This is a genomic window from Paenibacillus phocaeensis, assembly GCF_900021165.1.
Taxonomy (GTDB): Bacteria; Bacillota; Bacilli; order Paenibacillales; family Paenibacillaceae; genus Fontibacillus; species Fontibacillus phocaensis.
On record NZ_FCOQ01000013.1, the window covers coordinates 96,801 to 112,126 of the forward strand.

Consider the following 15,326-nt stretch of genomic DNA (forward strand, 5'->3'; position numbering starts at 1 on the left):
GCGGAATTCGATAGGACTCCGTATTTATAATCCTTCGATCTGCTAGTCCTCTGTCAGGATAGGCAGAAGGCGAAGATACTGTACTGATTCTAAGCTAAACAAAAATGAAAAAAGGGCCCCTCCCCGGGTCATCTGTGATGACGATTGGGATAGCCCTACCTCTTACCGTTCCTGTACCGAAACAAACGTATTGAATTTCGAATACTTGTAGTGAAGCCGCATATGAGAAAATTCAAACGGCGTGCCGTTATCCAGGAAGAAGATCCCCTCCATGATGCTGACCGGCTCGTGCGGGGCCAAATGGAGCAGCTCCTGGTCCTGCGAATTGGACGGCTCGGCGAAGATCGACAGGAACGACTTGGTCACGGCCAGGTTCCGCGAGTTCTCCAAATAGTTGAAGATCGAACCTTCGATGATCGTCTGGTTCAAGTCCTGCACGATTTTGATGGGGATATACCCCGTTTCGATCATAAACGGCTCCTCGTCGAAGAGGCGCAAACGAACGATTTTGTACACAAAGTCATGCGGCTCCAGGAACAAATCGCGCTGCAGCTCCTCCGTCGGCGGAATCACCTCGAAGCTGAGCACCTTCACCTTCGGCTTCTTGCCGTGCATCTGAAAGTTATCGGTGACCCCGAGATTGGAGCCTTCGTAGTTGAAGATCGACTCGTTTTTGATGTATAAGGGATTGATGAACGTGCCCGAACCCCGCTTCTTAAAAATAATCCCGTCATGCTCCATCTTCGTCAGCGCGCGCTTCACCGAACTTCGGCTCACCTGGTACGTCTCGCTCAGGCTGCGTTCGTCCGGCAATCGCATATTCGCAAACTGACCGGAGAAGATCTTCGCTTTCAGGTCGTCGATGATTTGCTTATAGACCAATTGTGCCATAGGATACCTCTCCTCCTTCTCTCATTCTACCCTTTTTTGGCGGAACGAGGAACTGCGTATTCCCTGTCTTCAAGGAGAGTCGAGCGATTAACTATGAAATTTCAAGTATAATTCACCAATTCAGCCGATTTCGGAGGAATAAGCATGAAATTTCATATAGATAGGGCCTTCGAGTAGCCCGAACCCGGGAATCTGTATGAAAAATCGCATAGAATCCGCATCCCCAACCGTTCCCGGCAAATTATATATGAAAAAGCGAATACATGGCCATAAAACAGCCGCCGGGATCAGGCGATCCTGACGGCTGTTGTTGGAGCCGGGTTATCGGTTAACCTTGCGCCGCGTCCGTCAACCCGCGGACAAACGCCTCAAAGTTCGGCGCCAGACGGATGACCTTCTTGCTCTGCTTCTCGACGTAGACCACCTCGGGTTCGCCGTCGTTGGCGGACTCACGGTAGTCGAGCATGACCACGCCGGTGTCGGACGGCGTATCGCAGAGGACGACGCCGAATTCGGGATACCCCTCACGCTCCATGGTCGCACGGCTCCCGGCGGCTCCGCACAGCGAATGGGGTTTTTCCCGTCCGATGCCCATGAGTCCCAAGATTTCAATGGTCTCTCCGGATTCGCTTCGGTAATACCGGCTGCGGGGAATTCCACCATTATGTACCTTCATCAGGTTCACATAGAAAGCCGGCAGCCGGAATACCAGCGACTCCTCCACGGACTCGATCAGGGCATCCGTTGGCGGTGCCGAGAGATACTTCTCCGCCGCAGGGTCGCCGTCATCCCAGAAGTTGGCCGCATCGAAATCACCTTCGAACGCGACCGATGTCGCTGCGGTTGGCTTGGCTTGCGTCTTCGTCGATTCCGCTTCCGGTCCTGACGCTCCCGCCTCTGCCGCGTCCGGCTCCGCTTCGGATCCGGATTCGCCTTCGGTCGTCTTCTCCGCGATCCAGCTCAGGAATTCCAGCGTATCCTCGTCACCCGGCTCCAGCCGATCCGCGCGCTCAAATGCCGTCCTAGCTTCGTCGTACCGCTCCAGATAGTAGTACGCTAAGCCGATGCGGTAATGCCACAACGGATCATCCTGCCCCTCCTCGGCTACAGTCAGAAACTGCTCGACCGCTTCGTCGTACCGCTCCAAGTTGTTCAAAGCCCGCCCCAAATGACTGATGAGCTCGTAATCTCTTTCCTCCGCCGGCACGTCCATGACGGCTTGAACGATCTGTTCGTATTCATCCTCTTCATGCCACGTTTGCAGTTGCTCCAATAATTCTTCTCTCATCGATTAGCCTCCCAAGCGCTTTGTCCATAAGCAAATTATACCATCCTTAGGACATGCATCACCAGCAAGGCCGGTTAAGGGGAAGCGCAGGCCTGCCTACACTCCCGCCAACCAGTCCACCGCTTCGGCTTGACTGGCAAACACCCGAAGCGCATTCCCTCGATTGGACTCGGCAAGGAGCTCCTTCATCCGGCCTTTAATCAGGCTGTTGTCCGCAGCCACAATCGCCACCCGAAGCGAGAAATTGACGAACTTCTGCAGCACCTCGCCGGCCACCCCGGTTCTCAATTTGAAAAAATCCTCCGACAACGCCTCCGCATGAACAACGAGCAATCGGGCGTTGTGCTCGATACACACCTCGATCAGCCCAATGGCGTCCTTGCCGGTAGCGATTGGCGGTTCGGCGGACGTCACGACGACGATGGTTTGGTTGTTTTTCTCCACAAGTTGATAGTTCACGGGTTTCTCCCCTTCCTCTGGTTTGCGAATCCCTAAATCTTCGCGCAGCTCACGAATCCAATCGAGTTCGCTTCGATATTGCTCCAGGACGCGGCCATGGATTCGATCCCACAGGTAAGCCTCCCTGGGCGTACGTCGGGGCGAGAACTCGCCTCGGCGCAGCTTCTCCTCCTCTGCAGCAATCTGCAGGTAAATTTCCTGCTCATACCCCGCAAGAAGGGCGTCTAGTTCGCTTGGGCCAAGCGTATCCGCCCAGGCAAGGCGCACCAGAAAAGTGTTCTTAAATTCCGGAAGCTCCGGCGGCGACAGTACCCAGGCCTTCAGCTCCTCCCGCCCGGCGTCGGTAATCGTATAAATCTTCTTCGACGGGGCGCTCTCCTGGTGATGGATCTCGTTGGTCACCCAGCCTTCCTCCAACAGTTCAAGCAGCGCTTTGTAAATTTGATTGTTGTTGCCCGACCACGGCAGAAACGGCGAATCCTGAATGATCTTCTTCAGATCATAGCCGGTCAGGGACCGGGCGCTCAGCAACCCGAGAATCGCGTAGTTGATTGACATCCGACTCACTCCTGTTTATTTTAACCTATGTTAATAGTAACATATGTTTTTCGAAATGCAAGGGAGCAAGGCTGGGGACTGGAGGGGAAGCTGGCAGATTGGCCAGGATGGAGAGAGGAGAGGCGAGTTCAGGAGTGAGGATAGGGACTGGAGAGCCGCTATTGAGTCCAAAAGATTCGACTTCAAAATCTAACGGGCTCCACAGACCTTATTGAACCCAGGTTGGCGTCATTCATTTCTGGATGGAGAACTCCATTTTTGCTATACTAAGGCTATGAAAACTACAATGACAACGATTCTTCCCCAACCGAAGCTCACGAAAAAAGGAATGGAAACCCGCCGCCGTATCGTCGCCGCCGCTGCCGAATTGATGTTCGAGCGCGGAGTCGCCGGGACGAGCGTCGAGGACGTGCAGAAGGAAGCCAAGGTCAGTTCCTCGCAGCTCTATCACTATTTTAAGGAGAAACGGGAGCTGGTGCTGGCCGTGATCCTGTTCCAGACCGAGCAAGTATTAGGCGCTCAAGAGCCCCTGCTCAGCCATTTGGACAGCATGGAGGCGTTACAGACTTGGCGCGATGCGATCATCCAGCTGCAGGTTGACCGGGCGTATCAGGGCGGCTGCCCGATCGGGTCGCTGGCCAGCGAGCTGGCGGATCTGGAACCGGCGGCAAGGTCGGCCCTCGCCGCAGGATTCCTGCAGTGGGAGCAGGCGATCAGCCAAGGGCTGCGAGCGATGCAGGAGCGCGGTGAAATGCGTGCCAACGCTGACCCGGAACGGCTGGCATTGGCGCTGTTAACCGCGCTGCAGGGCGGCCTGCTCATGACGCAGGTTCGTAAGGATATCTGCGCGCTGGAGGCCGTGCTCGACGCGATGCTGGAACATATCCGCTCCTACCTCGCAGGATAGCGATTGTGCGGCAAGTTGAAACGAGATACTGAAGGAGGGAAATTCCACAACTGTAATATCCCCCGCACCGGCGGATACCGCCGGGTTGCGGGGGTTTTTGCGTTCACGGGAGATGTGTCGCGCCGCTATCTTTTTAAAAAAATGGAGTTGACAATCCAAAAAAATTCAAATAGACTAAGGTCAGCTCAAAAATGGATTGTTCACTCCAATAATGCATGAAACGGAAGGACCTGCCTTTAAAGAGAAGGGGCCGCCGTATCCAATCAAATGAGGTGTATGAAGATGACGTTCACGCAAACCCTGGATCAAATGAGACAAGAGTTTATTGCCAATACCCCGGTCGATGTATATAACGAATTGTTCCGCTTGATCCATGGGCAGCAGCAAGCGGGTCAAGCATTCGGCCTGCAGGAAGGCCAGAAAGCCAAGGATTTCACCCTAAACAACTCGCTGGGCCAACCCGTGAATCTATACGACGAATTGTCGCAAGGTCCGGTGGTGCTGACCTTCTACCGGGGCGGTTGGTGCCCGTTCTGCAACACGCAGCTGCGCGCCTACCAGAAGGTGCTGCCGCAGATTGAAGCGATCGGCGGCCGGTTGATCGCCGTCAGCCCGCAAAGCCCGGACAATACGCTGACCCAGCAAGAGAAGGAAGAGCTTCAATTTCAGGTGCTGAGCGATACGAACGGGGTGACTGCGGCAGCGTACAATATTTTGTATGATGTGCCGGATTACATCCAGGATATCTTCCTGAATCAATTCAATTTGGACTTGGCCGAGTACAACGCCACCAACCGTTGGATCCTGCCGATTACGTCCACGTTTATGATCGATGAGTCGGGCATTATCCGCTCCGCCTACGTGGAGCCGGATTTCATGAAGCGCCCCGACCCGGAAGACATCCTGGAGCAGTTGAGACGCCTGTAAGGGAATAGCTTTTGAAGCTGCGGCCTCGCCGAGTCAACCGAAGTGCGTTCAGAATCACCAGAATCACGCTGAATTCATGAATAAACATCCCCGAGGCCAAAAAAATATGCTCTGTTAATACGCCCGCCAGCAACAGAGCCACAACCGCCACGGCAAACCACAGGTTTTGCTTCATGTTGCGGACCGTGCGCTTCGCCAGCCGGCGGGCGTATACGAGTTGATCCAGCCGATCGGTCATGATCACGACATCCGCCGTCTCAATCGCGACATCCGTTCCTGTGCCTCCCATCGCCACCCCGATATCGGCGGCGGCGATGGCCGGAGCGTCGTTGATGCCGTCGCCCAGCATGGCGACGCGGTACCCCCGACGCTTCCACTCCCGGATGTGCGCCACCTTCTCCGCCGGAAGCAGCCCGGCGTACACCTGGTCGATCCCGACCCGGTCCGCAACATGCCGGGCGGCATGAACGTTGTCGCCGGTCAGCATCAGCACCTGCTTCACGCCCTGCCGCTTCAGTCCCCGAATCGCTTCCTGCGCTTCGGGGCGTACCGGGTCGGCAATGGCGAGGCTGCCGAGCAACTCCCCTTCGGCGGCTGCGAACACGACCGTATAGCCTTGCTTCTCCTGACGTTCTGCTTCCGCCTGCGCCTCTTCATTTATAGCAACGCCAAGCTGCTCCAACCAAGCCCGCTTCCCTGCCAGAACACGTTGCCCGCCAACCGTTCCGCGAATCCCGTTTCCTTTCTGCACCTCCACCTGCTCCGGCTGGTCGGCTGGTTCCAAGCCCCAAGCCTTCGCCGCATTGACAATCGCCTGACCCAGCGGATGCTCCGAGGCAGACTCGACCGAAGCGACAAGCGTCAACAGCTCATGTTCCCGGGTGCCGCCATAGGCGTGTACCTCAACTACGGCGGGTCTCCCCTCCGTTAGGGTCCCGGTCTTGTCGAACACGACCACCTCCGCCCGGGCCAGGTTCTCCAGAACCTCCCCGCCTTTTAGCAGTAAACCGTTCGCGGCCCCGTTCCCCAGTCCGGCCACCATCGATACGGGAGCGGAGATGACGAGCGCGCCCGGACAAGCAATCACCAGGAACGTCAGCGCCAGTTCGGGATTCCGGGAGACGAAGTAGACCAGCACTGCCAGCAGCAGCATACCCGGCGTATAGTAAGAGGCGAATTTGTCCAAAAACTTTTGCGTTTTCGCTTTGGATTCCTGAGCTTCTTCCACCAGCTCGATAATTTTGGCATAGGTGGTATCTTCCCCGACCTGTTCGGCGATCACCTCAAGATAGCCCGTATCTACGGTTGTCCCGCTGAATACACGGTCGTGAGCTTGCTTAGGAACGGGTACCGGTTCGCCAGTAATCGCCGCCTCGTTCACGAGAGCTTGGCCGGAAGCCACCTGGCCGTCGACCGCAATTTTGCTGCCCGAAGGCAGCAATACCCGGTCTCCCCGCGCCACTTCGGACGCGGGCACCTTGATCCGGGTGCCGTCCCGAAGCACAAGGGCCTCTGCCGGGGCCTGATCGATCAGAGCCTTCAAGGCGGAGCGCGTCTTGCCCAGCGTAATTGCCTCAAGGTACGCTCCCAGCCGGAACAAAAAGGCCACCGCGGCTGCCTCGACATTTTCGCCGAGAATGACGGCTCCGATCATCGCAATCGTCACCAACAGCTCGATGCTGAAGGCGCGTAACCGGAGGGCTTGCAGTGCTTTAACTGCAATGGCCCATCCGGAGATCACAGACGCGAGGAGCAATGCGCCGCCCTTCGCCGTCTCCCAGCCCATCAGGTACGCTCCACCCGCCAAAGCCAGCAGCAGCCCGGACGCCAGCAATGCCGTCGGTTTACGATGCGCGGCCATCGCCATGGCCCCCTCCAGCGAGCACCGGGTACCCCAGCTTCGCCAGCGTGTTTCTTAGTTCTTCCTCCTGTACCCGCCCCTCGTCGAACCTGATCTTCACCTTGCTGGAGTGGAACAACACTTGGACTTCTACAACTCCCGGCTGTTTCGTCAGCACGGTTTCGATTTTCTTGATACAGCTCGGGCAGGTGAGCTCTGCGACTTTCCATTTTACGGTGATCATATTGGCAACTCCCCTTTCGGTTCTTGATGGCTTCATCGTAACCCTGCTGCCCAAGGGATTCCTTGATTCGCGTCAAGTCGGAGATAAAGGATCGATTAGTACGTACGCTGCCCCACCTGTGACGGATGAGAGTTGTACCGCTAGTCGTGTAACGCTGATGACAAACGCTATTTGCGCCAAAATGGAGGGTCTCCGCGTGTAACGCTTGCCACAAACGCTATTGGGTCGATTTCCTGCGTTACGGAGCGAAAATCCCGTCCTTAAGCTCGCTGACAAGCGTTAGAGCGCCAGCCCCCCTCTTTTTCGCCAAATAAGACTTGTGGCAAGCGTTAGCGCGGACGGGGATGCAGTGGGAGGTACGGCGAGGGGCAGATGTAGAAGAAAATGCGACGAAGAGACAGGTGAAAAAAGAGAAGAAGGTACGACGCGCACGCAGGTGCTGCAATATAGAATGAGGTACGGCGAGGAAACAGGTGCAGAAGAAGAGATACGACGAAGATGCAAGCGCAGAAGGAGAAGAGGTCACGCCGCGCACGCAGGTACTGCAGATGTAGAATGAGGTACGACGTGGACACAGGTACAAACGCAGGTCCAGACGCTTCAGCACTCCAGACAACATAACTCGCTACCAAGGGACCACGCCCCTCGCAGCGAAAAAATATTTTAAAATTTGCTATTGCCCTCCGAAACAGTTCCTGCTAATATTAAGGAGCATGATTTTTGGAAAGGTTGTATTCAATATATCTTGAGTCTTTCCAAGCAGATAATTTTTGACCACTTTCCACAGGAGAGTTAAGGCCATACGGACAGCCGGGTCAAATGCCGATTGGCAACTTAGTTGCCTTATTGATTGAGTTAAAAGCTCAAATTTTATAAGTTGGTTACTTTACAACCAGTGCATATGCACATCAACTTGTGAAACGGTCAATAAGAGTGGTAAAGGCGAATTATTTGCTAAATAGACTCTGATCAAAGCATGATATATTGAATATTAAGACTTCCACTGCGTGCGTTCGTGCGGATGATTCCGCGCGGCGATGTTGACGGGCGTTTGTCCGTCATGATGGAGCTTTTCTTAATATTGACTATATCAGAAGCAAGTGATGCGCAAAGCTATGCGTGCATTCACTTGCTTTTTTTACGTTTCACGCCCGCTATGCCAAAAAAAATTCGAAGAAGACTAGGAGATGGAACAATGGGAAAAGCACTGATCATCGGCTGCGGCGGCGTCGCTTCCGTGGCCATCCACAAATGCGTTCAAAACAGCGAGGTTTTTGAAGAAATCTGCATCGCCAGCCGCACCAAGTCGAAATGCGACGCGCTGAAAGCGAAGCTGGACGGCGGCAAAACGAAAATCACGACGGCCCAGGTCGATGCCAACAACGTCGACGAGTTGATCGCGTTGATCAATGAGGTTAAGCCGGACGTGGTCATGAACCTGGCTTTGCCCTATCAGGATTTGACGATCATGGACGCCTGCCTGGCGACCAAGACGAACTACCTGGATACCGCCAACTATGAGCCGGAAGATACGGCGAAATTCGAATATAAATGGCAGTGGGAATACCGCGAGCGTTTCGAGAAAGCCGGCATCACCGCCCTGCTGGGCAGCGGCTTTGACCCTGGCGTTACCGGCGTATTTTCCGCGTATGCCCTGAAGCATCACTTCGACGAAATCGAGTACATCGACATCCTCGACTGCAACGCGGGCGACCATGGCTACCCGTTTGCAACGAACTTCAACCCGGAGATCAACATCCGCGAGGTGTCCGCGAAGGGCAGCTACTGGGAGAACGGCGAATGGATCGAAACCGAGCCGATGGAGATCAAACGCGTCTACAACTTCCCGGAAATCGGGGAGAAGGATATGTACCTGCTGCACCATGAGGAAATCGAGTCCCTGGCCCTCAACATTCCGGGCATCAAACGGATCCGCTTCTTCATGACGTTTGGCCAAAGCTATCTGACGCACCTGAAATGCCTCGAGAACGTCGGCATGACCTCGATCGAGCCGATCGAGTTCGAAGGCAAGCAAATCGTGCCGCTGCAGTTCCTGAAAGCCGTGCTGCCGGATCCGTCTTCGCTGGGACCGCGCACGAAGGGCAAAACGAACATCGGCTGTATTTTCAAAGGCAAAAAAGACGGCAAAGATAAGCTGTACTATGTATATAACGTGTGCGACCACGAAGAATGCTACAAGGAAGTCGGCTCCCAAGCCGTGGCTTACACGACCGGCGTACCGGCGATGATCGGCGCGATGCTGCTGATGAACGGCACTTGGAACAAACCGGGGGTTTACAACATCGAAGAGTTCGATCCGGATCCATTCATGGATGCGCTGAACAAGTGGGGCCTGCCTTGGAAAGAAAGCTTCAATCCGGAGCTGGTGGATGCCTTCCCGGAAGAGGAGACCTCCGCAGAGCGCAAAGAAACGGAGTACGTTAGATAATATGCGCTTCGAGGAACTGCCAACACCTTGTTATGTGGTCGATGAGAAACTTTTGGAGCAAAACCTGAAGATCCTGGGCGGGATTATGGAGCGGACGGGCGCGAAGATTATTTTGGCGCAAAAAGCATTTTCGATGTACACGACCTATCCGCTGATCGGTCAATATTTGAGCGGCACGGCGTCCAGCGGTTTATATGAAGCCCGGCTCGGCCGCGAGGCGATGGGCAAGGAGAATCACGTCTTTGCCCCGGCCTACCGGGACGATCAGATGGACGAAATCATCGACCTCTGCGATCATGTGATCTTCAACTCGTTCTCCCAAGTGGAGAAATATCGCGATCGGGTGCTGGCCGCCGGCAAAAAAATCGGTCTGCGCATCAACCCCGAATGCTCTACGCAGGTCGGGCATGACATCTATAACCCTTGCGCGGTGGGTTCGCGCTTTGGCGTGACGATCGAGCACTTCCGTCCCGAGCTGCTGGACGGCGTGTCCGGCCTTCATTTTCATACCTTGTGCCAGCAGAACTCGGACGATTTGGCAACGACGCTGGATGCGGTTGAGGCGAAGTTCGGACCGTGGCTGCCGCAAATGGAATGGATTAATTTCGGCGGCGGTCATCACATCACGCGTGAAGATTACGATATTCCGCTGCTGGAAGCGTGCATTCGGCGGATGCAGGACAAATACGGCCTGGAGGTGTATCTGGAGCCGGGCGAAGCCGTTGCGCTGAACGCCGGTTACCTGATCACAACCGTGCTGGATACGATGAAAAACGGCATGGACATCGCCATCGTCGATGCTTCGGCTTCCTGCCATATGCCGGACGTGCTGGAGATGCCTTACCGTCCGCCGCTGCTTGGCTCGGGCGAACCCGGCGAGAAGCCGCATACCTATCGGCTGGGCGGGCCAACCTGCCTGTCTGGGGACAATATCGGCGATTACTCGTTCGACCAGCCGCTGAAGCCGGGCGACCGCCTGGTGTTCGGCGACATGGCCATCTACTCGATGGTGAAGAACACCACCTTCAACGGGATGCCGTTGCCGGCGCTTGTGCTGAAGCATAAGGACGGCGATTGCGAAATCCTGCATCAATTCGGATATGAAGACTTTAAAATGCGGTTGGCGTAAACCACCGCTTGAATTCGAAGAGACTGCCTCTGGTCTATTGACCTGGGGTTGGTCTCTTTTTTTCGCTCTAAAAACCATAGACATGCACACCATTTCCATAGAAACGCACCTTTATTTGGAAGTTAACCCTGAATTATGATGGGATTGAGCTGCAAATTTGCGAACGTGTATAGGGGGAATGCGCTTCTTGGTGACATCGCTTACATGGATTAATCTTTTATTCTGAAAGGAGAATGAAATCGTGAAAAGCCACAGACGCATCATCGCCTGGATCTGTATCATCACCCTGTTCGCAACAACGTTCCTCAGCGCTACAGGGTGGAGCTCGCCTGTTCAGGCGGCAGAAGGCCCGAACCTGGCCGCGGGCAAGCCCGCGATGGAATCCGGCCACGCTGACGTTTATGCCGCGGCCAACGTCACCGACGGCGATGCCGCAACCTATTGGGAAAGTACGAATCACGCTTTTCCCGGGTGGGTTCAAGTTGACCTCGGCAGCGCGGTTCAGATCGATCAGGTCGTTCTGAAACTGCCGTCCGGCTGGGAGAGCCGCTCCCAGACTTTATCCGTGCAAGGCAGCACGGACGGCACGACCTTCACGGATCTGAAAGCCTCGGCCAACTATACGTTTGACCCGAACGCGGGCAATACGGTGGCGATCAACTTTACGGCCGCCAGTGTGCGCTACGTGCGGATTCAGATCACGGCGAATACCGCTTGGCCGGCCGGTCAGCTCTCCGAAGTAGAGGTATATGGCGCTTCTCCTGCCGCCCCTTCCGCGATTCCGGGCAAGATCGAAGCGGAGAACTACAGCGCAATGAACGGGATCCAGACGGAACCTACCTCGGATACGGGCAGCGGGCTGAACGTCGGCTGGATTCATGTCGGGGATTGGCTGGATTATGACGTAAACGTCGCGAACGCAGGCACGTATACAGTGGAGTACCGAGTGGCGAGCCATGCCGGGACAGGTGCACTTCAGCTGCAATCCGGCGGGACGACGCTGGCGACGACAACGGTTCCCAACACCGGCGGATGGCAAAATTGGCAGACCGTAACGGCGAGCGTGACGCTGAGTGCCGGGTTGCAAACCCTTCGCGTCTATGCCAGCGGGTATGACTTCAACCTCAACTGGATCGCGTTTACGCCCGAAACCGGCGGCGCAGATACACAGCCGCCAACCGCTCCGGCCAACCTGGCGTTCACGCAGCCGACTTCCGGCTCCGTGAAGCTGACCTGGAGCGCCGCAACCGATAACGTTGAAGTTACCGGATACGAGATTTACGCCAACGGCCAGCTGCGCGGCAGCGTCAACGGATCGACGCTGACCTATACGGACACGCAGCCCGCCGGCGTTACGGTGACCTATCACGTCATCGCCAAGGATGCGGCCGGCAACGCGTCGACGCCGAGCAATTCCGTGACGCGGTCCGGCTTGGGCGGAGAAGAAGGATCGAATCTCGCCATCGGCAAGACGATCACGGCTTCCTCCTCGACATTCACTTTTGTCGCCGCGAATGCCAATGATAACGACACAACCACCTATTGGGAAGGCGACGGCCATCCGAGCACCCTCACCGTGGATTTGGGCGCCGACGCCGATATTACGTCGATTGTGCTCAAGTTGAACCCTTCCAGCGAATGGGCCGCACGCACGCAAACGATTCAGGTGCTGGGACATGACCAGGACTCCACAAGCTTCACGAATCTGGTCTCGGCAGCTTCTTATACGTTTAATCCGGCTTCCCAGAACACCGTCATGATCCCGGTGAGCGCCACGGTAAGTCAGGTACAGCTGCGATTTACGGCCAATTCCGGGGCGCCGGGCGGACAAGTCGCCGAATTCCAGATCTTCGGAACGCCCGCACCCAATCCGGATCTGACCGTAACGAGCATCTCCTGGTCGCCGGCCACACCGGACGAGACGCAAGCCGTTACGCTGAACGCCACCGTTCGCAATGCGGGGACTGTCGCATCTGGAGCTACGGAGGTGAACTTCTACCTGGGCACCACTCTGGTCGGGACAGCCCCCGTTGGTGCGCTTGCCCCCGGCGCGGAGACGACGGTTTCCGCGAATATCGGAGCGAAAGAGTCCGGTTCTTATGCCGTAACGGCCAAGGCAGATGAGAACAATGCGGTGATTGAAACCAACGAGGTGAACAACAGCTACACCTCTTCCTCGGAGCTCACAATCGGTCAGGTGCAAAGCTCCGATCTGATCGCGGAAGCGGCCTGGACCCCCTCTAATCCGAGCGCAGGCGACACCGTGACTTTTACCGTCCATCTGAAAAACCAGGGCACGATTGCGTCGGCTGGCGGTGCGCACGCCATTACGCTGGAGCTGAAGAACGGCTCAGGGACGACCGTACAAACGCTAAGCGGTTCCTACAGCGGAGCCTTGGCACCGGGGGCATCGGCCAATGTCTCCATGGGGACCTGGACCGCGGTGAACGGAAGTTATACGGTGACGACGACAGTGGCGGCAGACGCGAACGAAGTCGCCGTGAAACGGAACAATAACACCGCCACCGTCAGCTTGTATTCCGGACGTGGCGCCCATATGCCGTTCACCGTCCTGGAGGCTGAAGCCCCCTCGAACAGCACCAACGGCACGAAGCTGGCGCCAAACTTTACGCCGGGTGACTTCGCCGGGGAAGCCTCCGGGCGTTCGGCCGTTTATTTGGACGCCACAGGGGAGTATGTGGAGTTTACGTTGACCTCGCCGGCTAATGCGTTTGTGTTGCGCAATGCCGTCGCCGAGAATACCACCGGCACAATCAGCATTTATGCTAACGGTGAGGACAAAGGCGATTTTACCGTGACCTCCAAATTTTCTTATCTCTATGCAACGCCTTCCACGCTCGGGCGGCTGGGTTATGACAACTCGGGTTCCAAGGCTTACTGGCTGTACGAGGATGCCCAGCTGATGCTCGACCAGGTATATCCGGCCGGCACCAAGATCAGAATCCAGAAGGACACCGGGGACGTGCCGTGGATCTACGTGGACATGCTTGAGACGGAAAACGTCGCACCGGCGGCAACCAACCCGGATCCAAGTAAATACGTTCAAGTGTCAAGCACGAAGTCGATTGAGCAAGCGCTGAACGAATTCCGTCAGGATTCGTCCAAGAAAGGGATCTTCATTCCGGCCGGGGAGTGGACGATTTCGTCTAAGATCTTCTTGTACGGCCGGGCCACGGAAATTATCGGAGCGGGGCCTTGGCACACGAAACTGGTCGCTCCGCAAGACCAAACGAACACGGATGTCGGGTTTAACATCAGCTCGGCAGCGAACGGCTCCACGATCAAGGATCTGTCCGCCTGGGGCAACTATATCTATCGCCAGGACGGCCCCGGCAAGTTTATTGACGGAAACGGTATGCAGAATGTGACCATCGAGAACGTTTGGGCCGAACATTTCGTTTGCCTGTATTGGGGCGTTAACTCCTCGTACAATACGTTCAAGAACAACCGCATCAAAAACATGTTCGCAGACGGCATTAACATGACCAACGGCTCCTCCTACAACGTGATCGACAACAACTATGCCCGCGGTACAGGCGACGACTCGTTTGCCTTGTTCAGCGCGATTGACGCCGGCGGCTCTTACAATGTGGGCAACCAATACACGAACCTCACCGCCGTCAACGTCCGACGAGCCGCAGCTTTCGCTGTCTACGGCGGACAGAACAACCTGTTCCAGAACCTATATGGCGCCGATACGCTCACGTATCCCGGCGTGACAATCAGCAGTCTAAGCTTCGGCTATAATACGCTGGGCTTCGGCGATGAGGACACCGTGATCGACGGCGTTACGCTGGACCGTACCGGCGGGGATTTCTGGACCAGCGTCGGCGCGGACGACAAAATCAACGATTACCAGAACTTCGGCGCGATTTGGTTCCACGGCGGCGACCGCGACTTTAAGAACATCGTGGTGAAAAACGTGGACATTAACAACCCGGTGTATTTCGGTCTGATGTTCCAATCCAAGTCGCCGGAGAATCTGCCGATGCAGAACGTTCGGCTGGAGAACATTACGATCAACAATCCGACCCGCTACGGGATCAAACTAGTGGTTCGAGCCGAAGACGGGCAGGGCCCCGCCGTTGGCGAAGCCCGCTTCACCAATGTCAAAGTGAACAACCCGGGCATCACGGCCATCTATGGCGAGAATCAATCGCCGAACTTCCACATCATCCGGGGAACGGGGAACAACTGGTGACCCTCACCTGCGGGAAGCCATAAAGCAGTTTGCGGATTAACACGAATTTTAGACGGTACCGGTCTTTGACGGGTATCGTCTTTTTTTGCGCCCGATCATCGGCATAACTCTCCAGTCCCAGGGCAAGCTATCCCTTAAAAACAGGAGGTTGCCCGCCCCATGACTAAGAAGCAAGCTTTAGCGCCTCACGAATCCGTGGATCTCCACGAGATCCTTAATTTCAAGACCTTGTGCCTGGCGAAATCCAAATTGATGCAAGGCCTTGTATTCGACCAAGAACTGAAGGACCTGATGCAAAAGGACGTGGAGCAAACGATTCAAGCCCTTCAGGACCTGCAGGCCTTGTATAGCCAGGTCCCCTTCCAAGTCCCCGTTCCCGAAAGCCGGCCCGAGCCGATCATTCAATAGAAGG

General features: G+C 55.8%; 11 protein-coding genes. 6 read left to right on the top strand and 5 right to left on the bottom strand.

Translation table 11 applies throughout. The annotated features are described in order from the left end of the window. Positions 1–162 precede the first annotated feature (162 nt). From BN3795_RS07920 to BN3795_RS07930, 3 genes are all read right to left on the bottom strand, one after another. Positions 163–891 carry a GntR family transcriptional regulator gene (locus BN3795_RS07920; protein WP_068784171.1) on the bottom strand — a complete coding sequence of 243 codons (729 nt, stop codon included), beginning with the start codon at positions 889–891 and terminating at the stop codon, positions 163–165. A gap of 328 nt (positions 892–1,219) precedes the next feature. Then, complete coding sequence (locus BN3795_RS07925; RefSeq protein ID WP_068784172.1) at positions 1,220–2,179, bottom strand: SMI1/KNR4 family protein; 960 nt, start codon at positions 2,177–2,179, stop codon at positions 1,220–1,222. Between the two features lie 96 nt (positions 2,180–2,275). Further along, on the bottom strand, positions 2,276–3,196 hold the full coding sequence (locus BN3795_RS07930; protein ID WP_068784173.1) for a DUF4180 domain-containing protein: 921 nt from the start codon (positions 3,194–3,196) through the stop codon (positions 2,276–2,278). A 286-nt stretch (positions 3,197–3,482) separates the two neighbouring features. On the opposite strand from BN3795_RS07930, the gene BN3795_RS07935 reads away from it, so the two are divergent. Together BN3795_RS07935 and BN3795_RS07940 are read left to right on the top strand one after the other, a co-directional pair. Further along, positions 3,483–4,103 (top strand): TetR/AcrR family transcriptional regulator, encoded by a 621-nt coding sequence (locus BN3795_RS07935; protein WP_068784322.1) that lies wholly within the window; start codon positions 3,483–3,485, stop codon positions 4,101–4,103. 282 nt (positions 4,104–4,385) lie between these two features. Then, positions 4,386–5,030, top strand: a complete 645-nt coding sequence (locus BN3795_RS07940) for a peroxiredoxin-like family protein (protein ID WP_068784174.1) — start codon at positions 4,386–4,388, stop codon at positions 5,028–5,030. On the opposite strand, the gene BN3795_RS07945 is transcribed toward BN3795_RS07940, so the two are convergent. After that, complete coding sequence (locus BN3795_RS07945) at positions 4,978–6,891, bottom strand: heavy metal translocating P-type ATPase (protein WP_068784175.1); 1,914 nt, start codon at positions 6,889–6,891, stop codon at positions 4,978–4,980. The genes BN3795_RS07940 and BN3795_RS07945 overlap by 53 nt on opposite strands. Next, positions 6,875–7,114 carry a heavy-metal-associated domain-containing protein gene (locus BN3795_RS07950; protein ID WP_068784176.1) on the bottom strand — a complete coding sequence of 80 codons (240 nt, stop codon included), beginning with the start codon at positions 7,112–7,114 and terminating at the stop codon, positions 6,875–6,877. The genes BN3795_RS07945 and BN3795_RS07950 overlap by 17 nt, the downstream gene beginning before the upstream one ends. 1,195 nt (positions 7,115–8,309) lie before the next feature. Between BN3795_RS07950 and BN3795_RS07955 the strand changes: the two genes are divergently transcribed. From BN3795_RS07955 to BN3795_RS07970, 4 genes are all read left to right on the top strand, one after another. After that, the gene (locus BN3795_RS07955) at positions 8,310–9,563 is read left to right on the top strand and encodes a saccharopine dehydrogenase family protein (RefSeq protein ID WP_068784177.1); all 1,254 of its coding nucleotides are present in this window, start codon (positions 8,310–8,312) and stop codon (positions 9,561–9,563) included. 1 nt (position 9,564) lies between these two features. After that, entirely contained in the window at positions 9,565–10,692 is a 1,128-nt protein-coding gene (gene nspC / locus BN3795_RS07960; protein ID WP_068784178.1) for a carboxynorspermidine decarboxylase, read from the top strand. A gap of 241 nt (positions 10,693–10,933) precedes the next feature. Further along, positions 10,934–14,914 (top strand): carbohydrate-binding protein, encoded by a 3,981-nt coding sequence (locus BN3795_RS07965; RefSeq protein WP_232729881.1) that lies wholly within the window; start codon positions 10,934–10,936, stop codon positions 14,912–14,914. Positions 14,915–15,073: 159 nt separating this feature from the next. Continuing rightward, on the top strand, positions 15,074–15,322 hold the full coding sequence (locus BN3795_RS07970; protein ID WP_068784180.1) for a spore gernimation protein GerQ: 249 nt from the start codon (positions 15,074–15,076) through the stop codon (positions 15,320–15,322). Positions 15,323–15,326 lie beyond the last annotated feature (4 nt).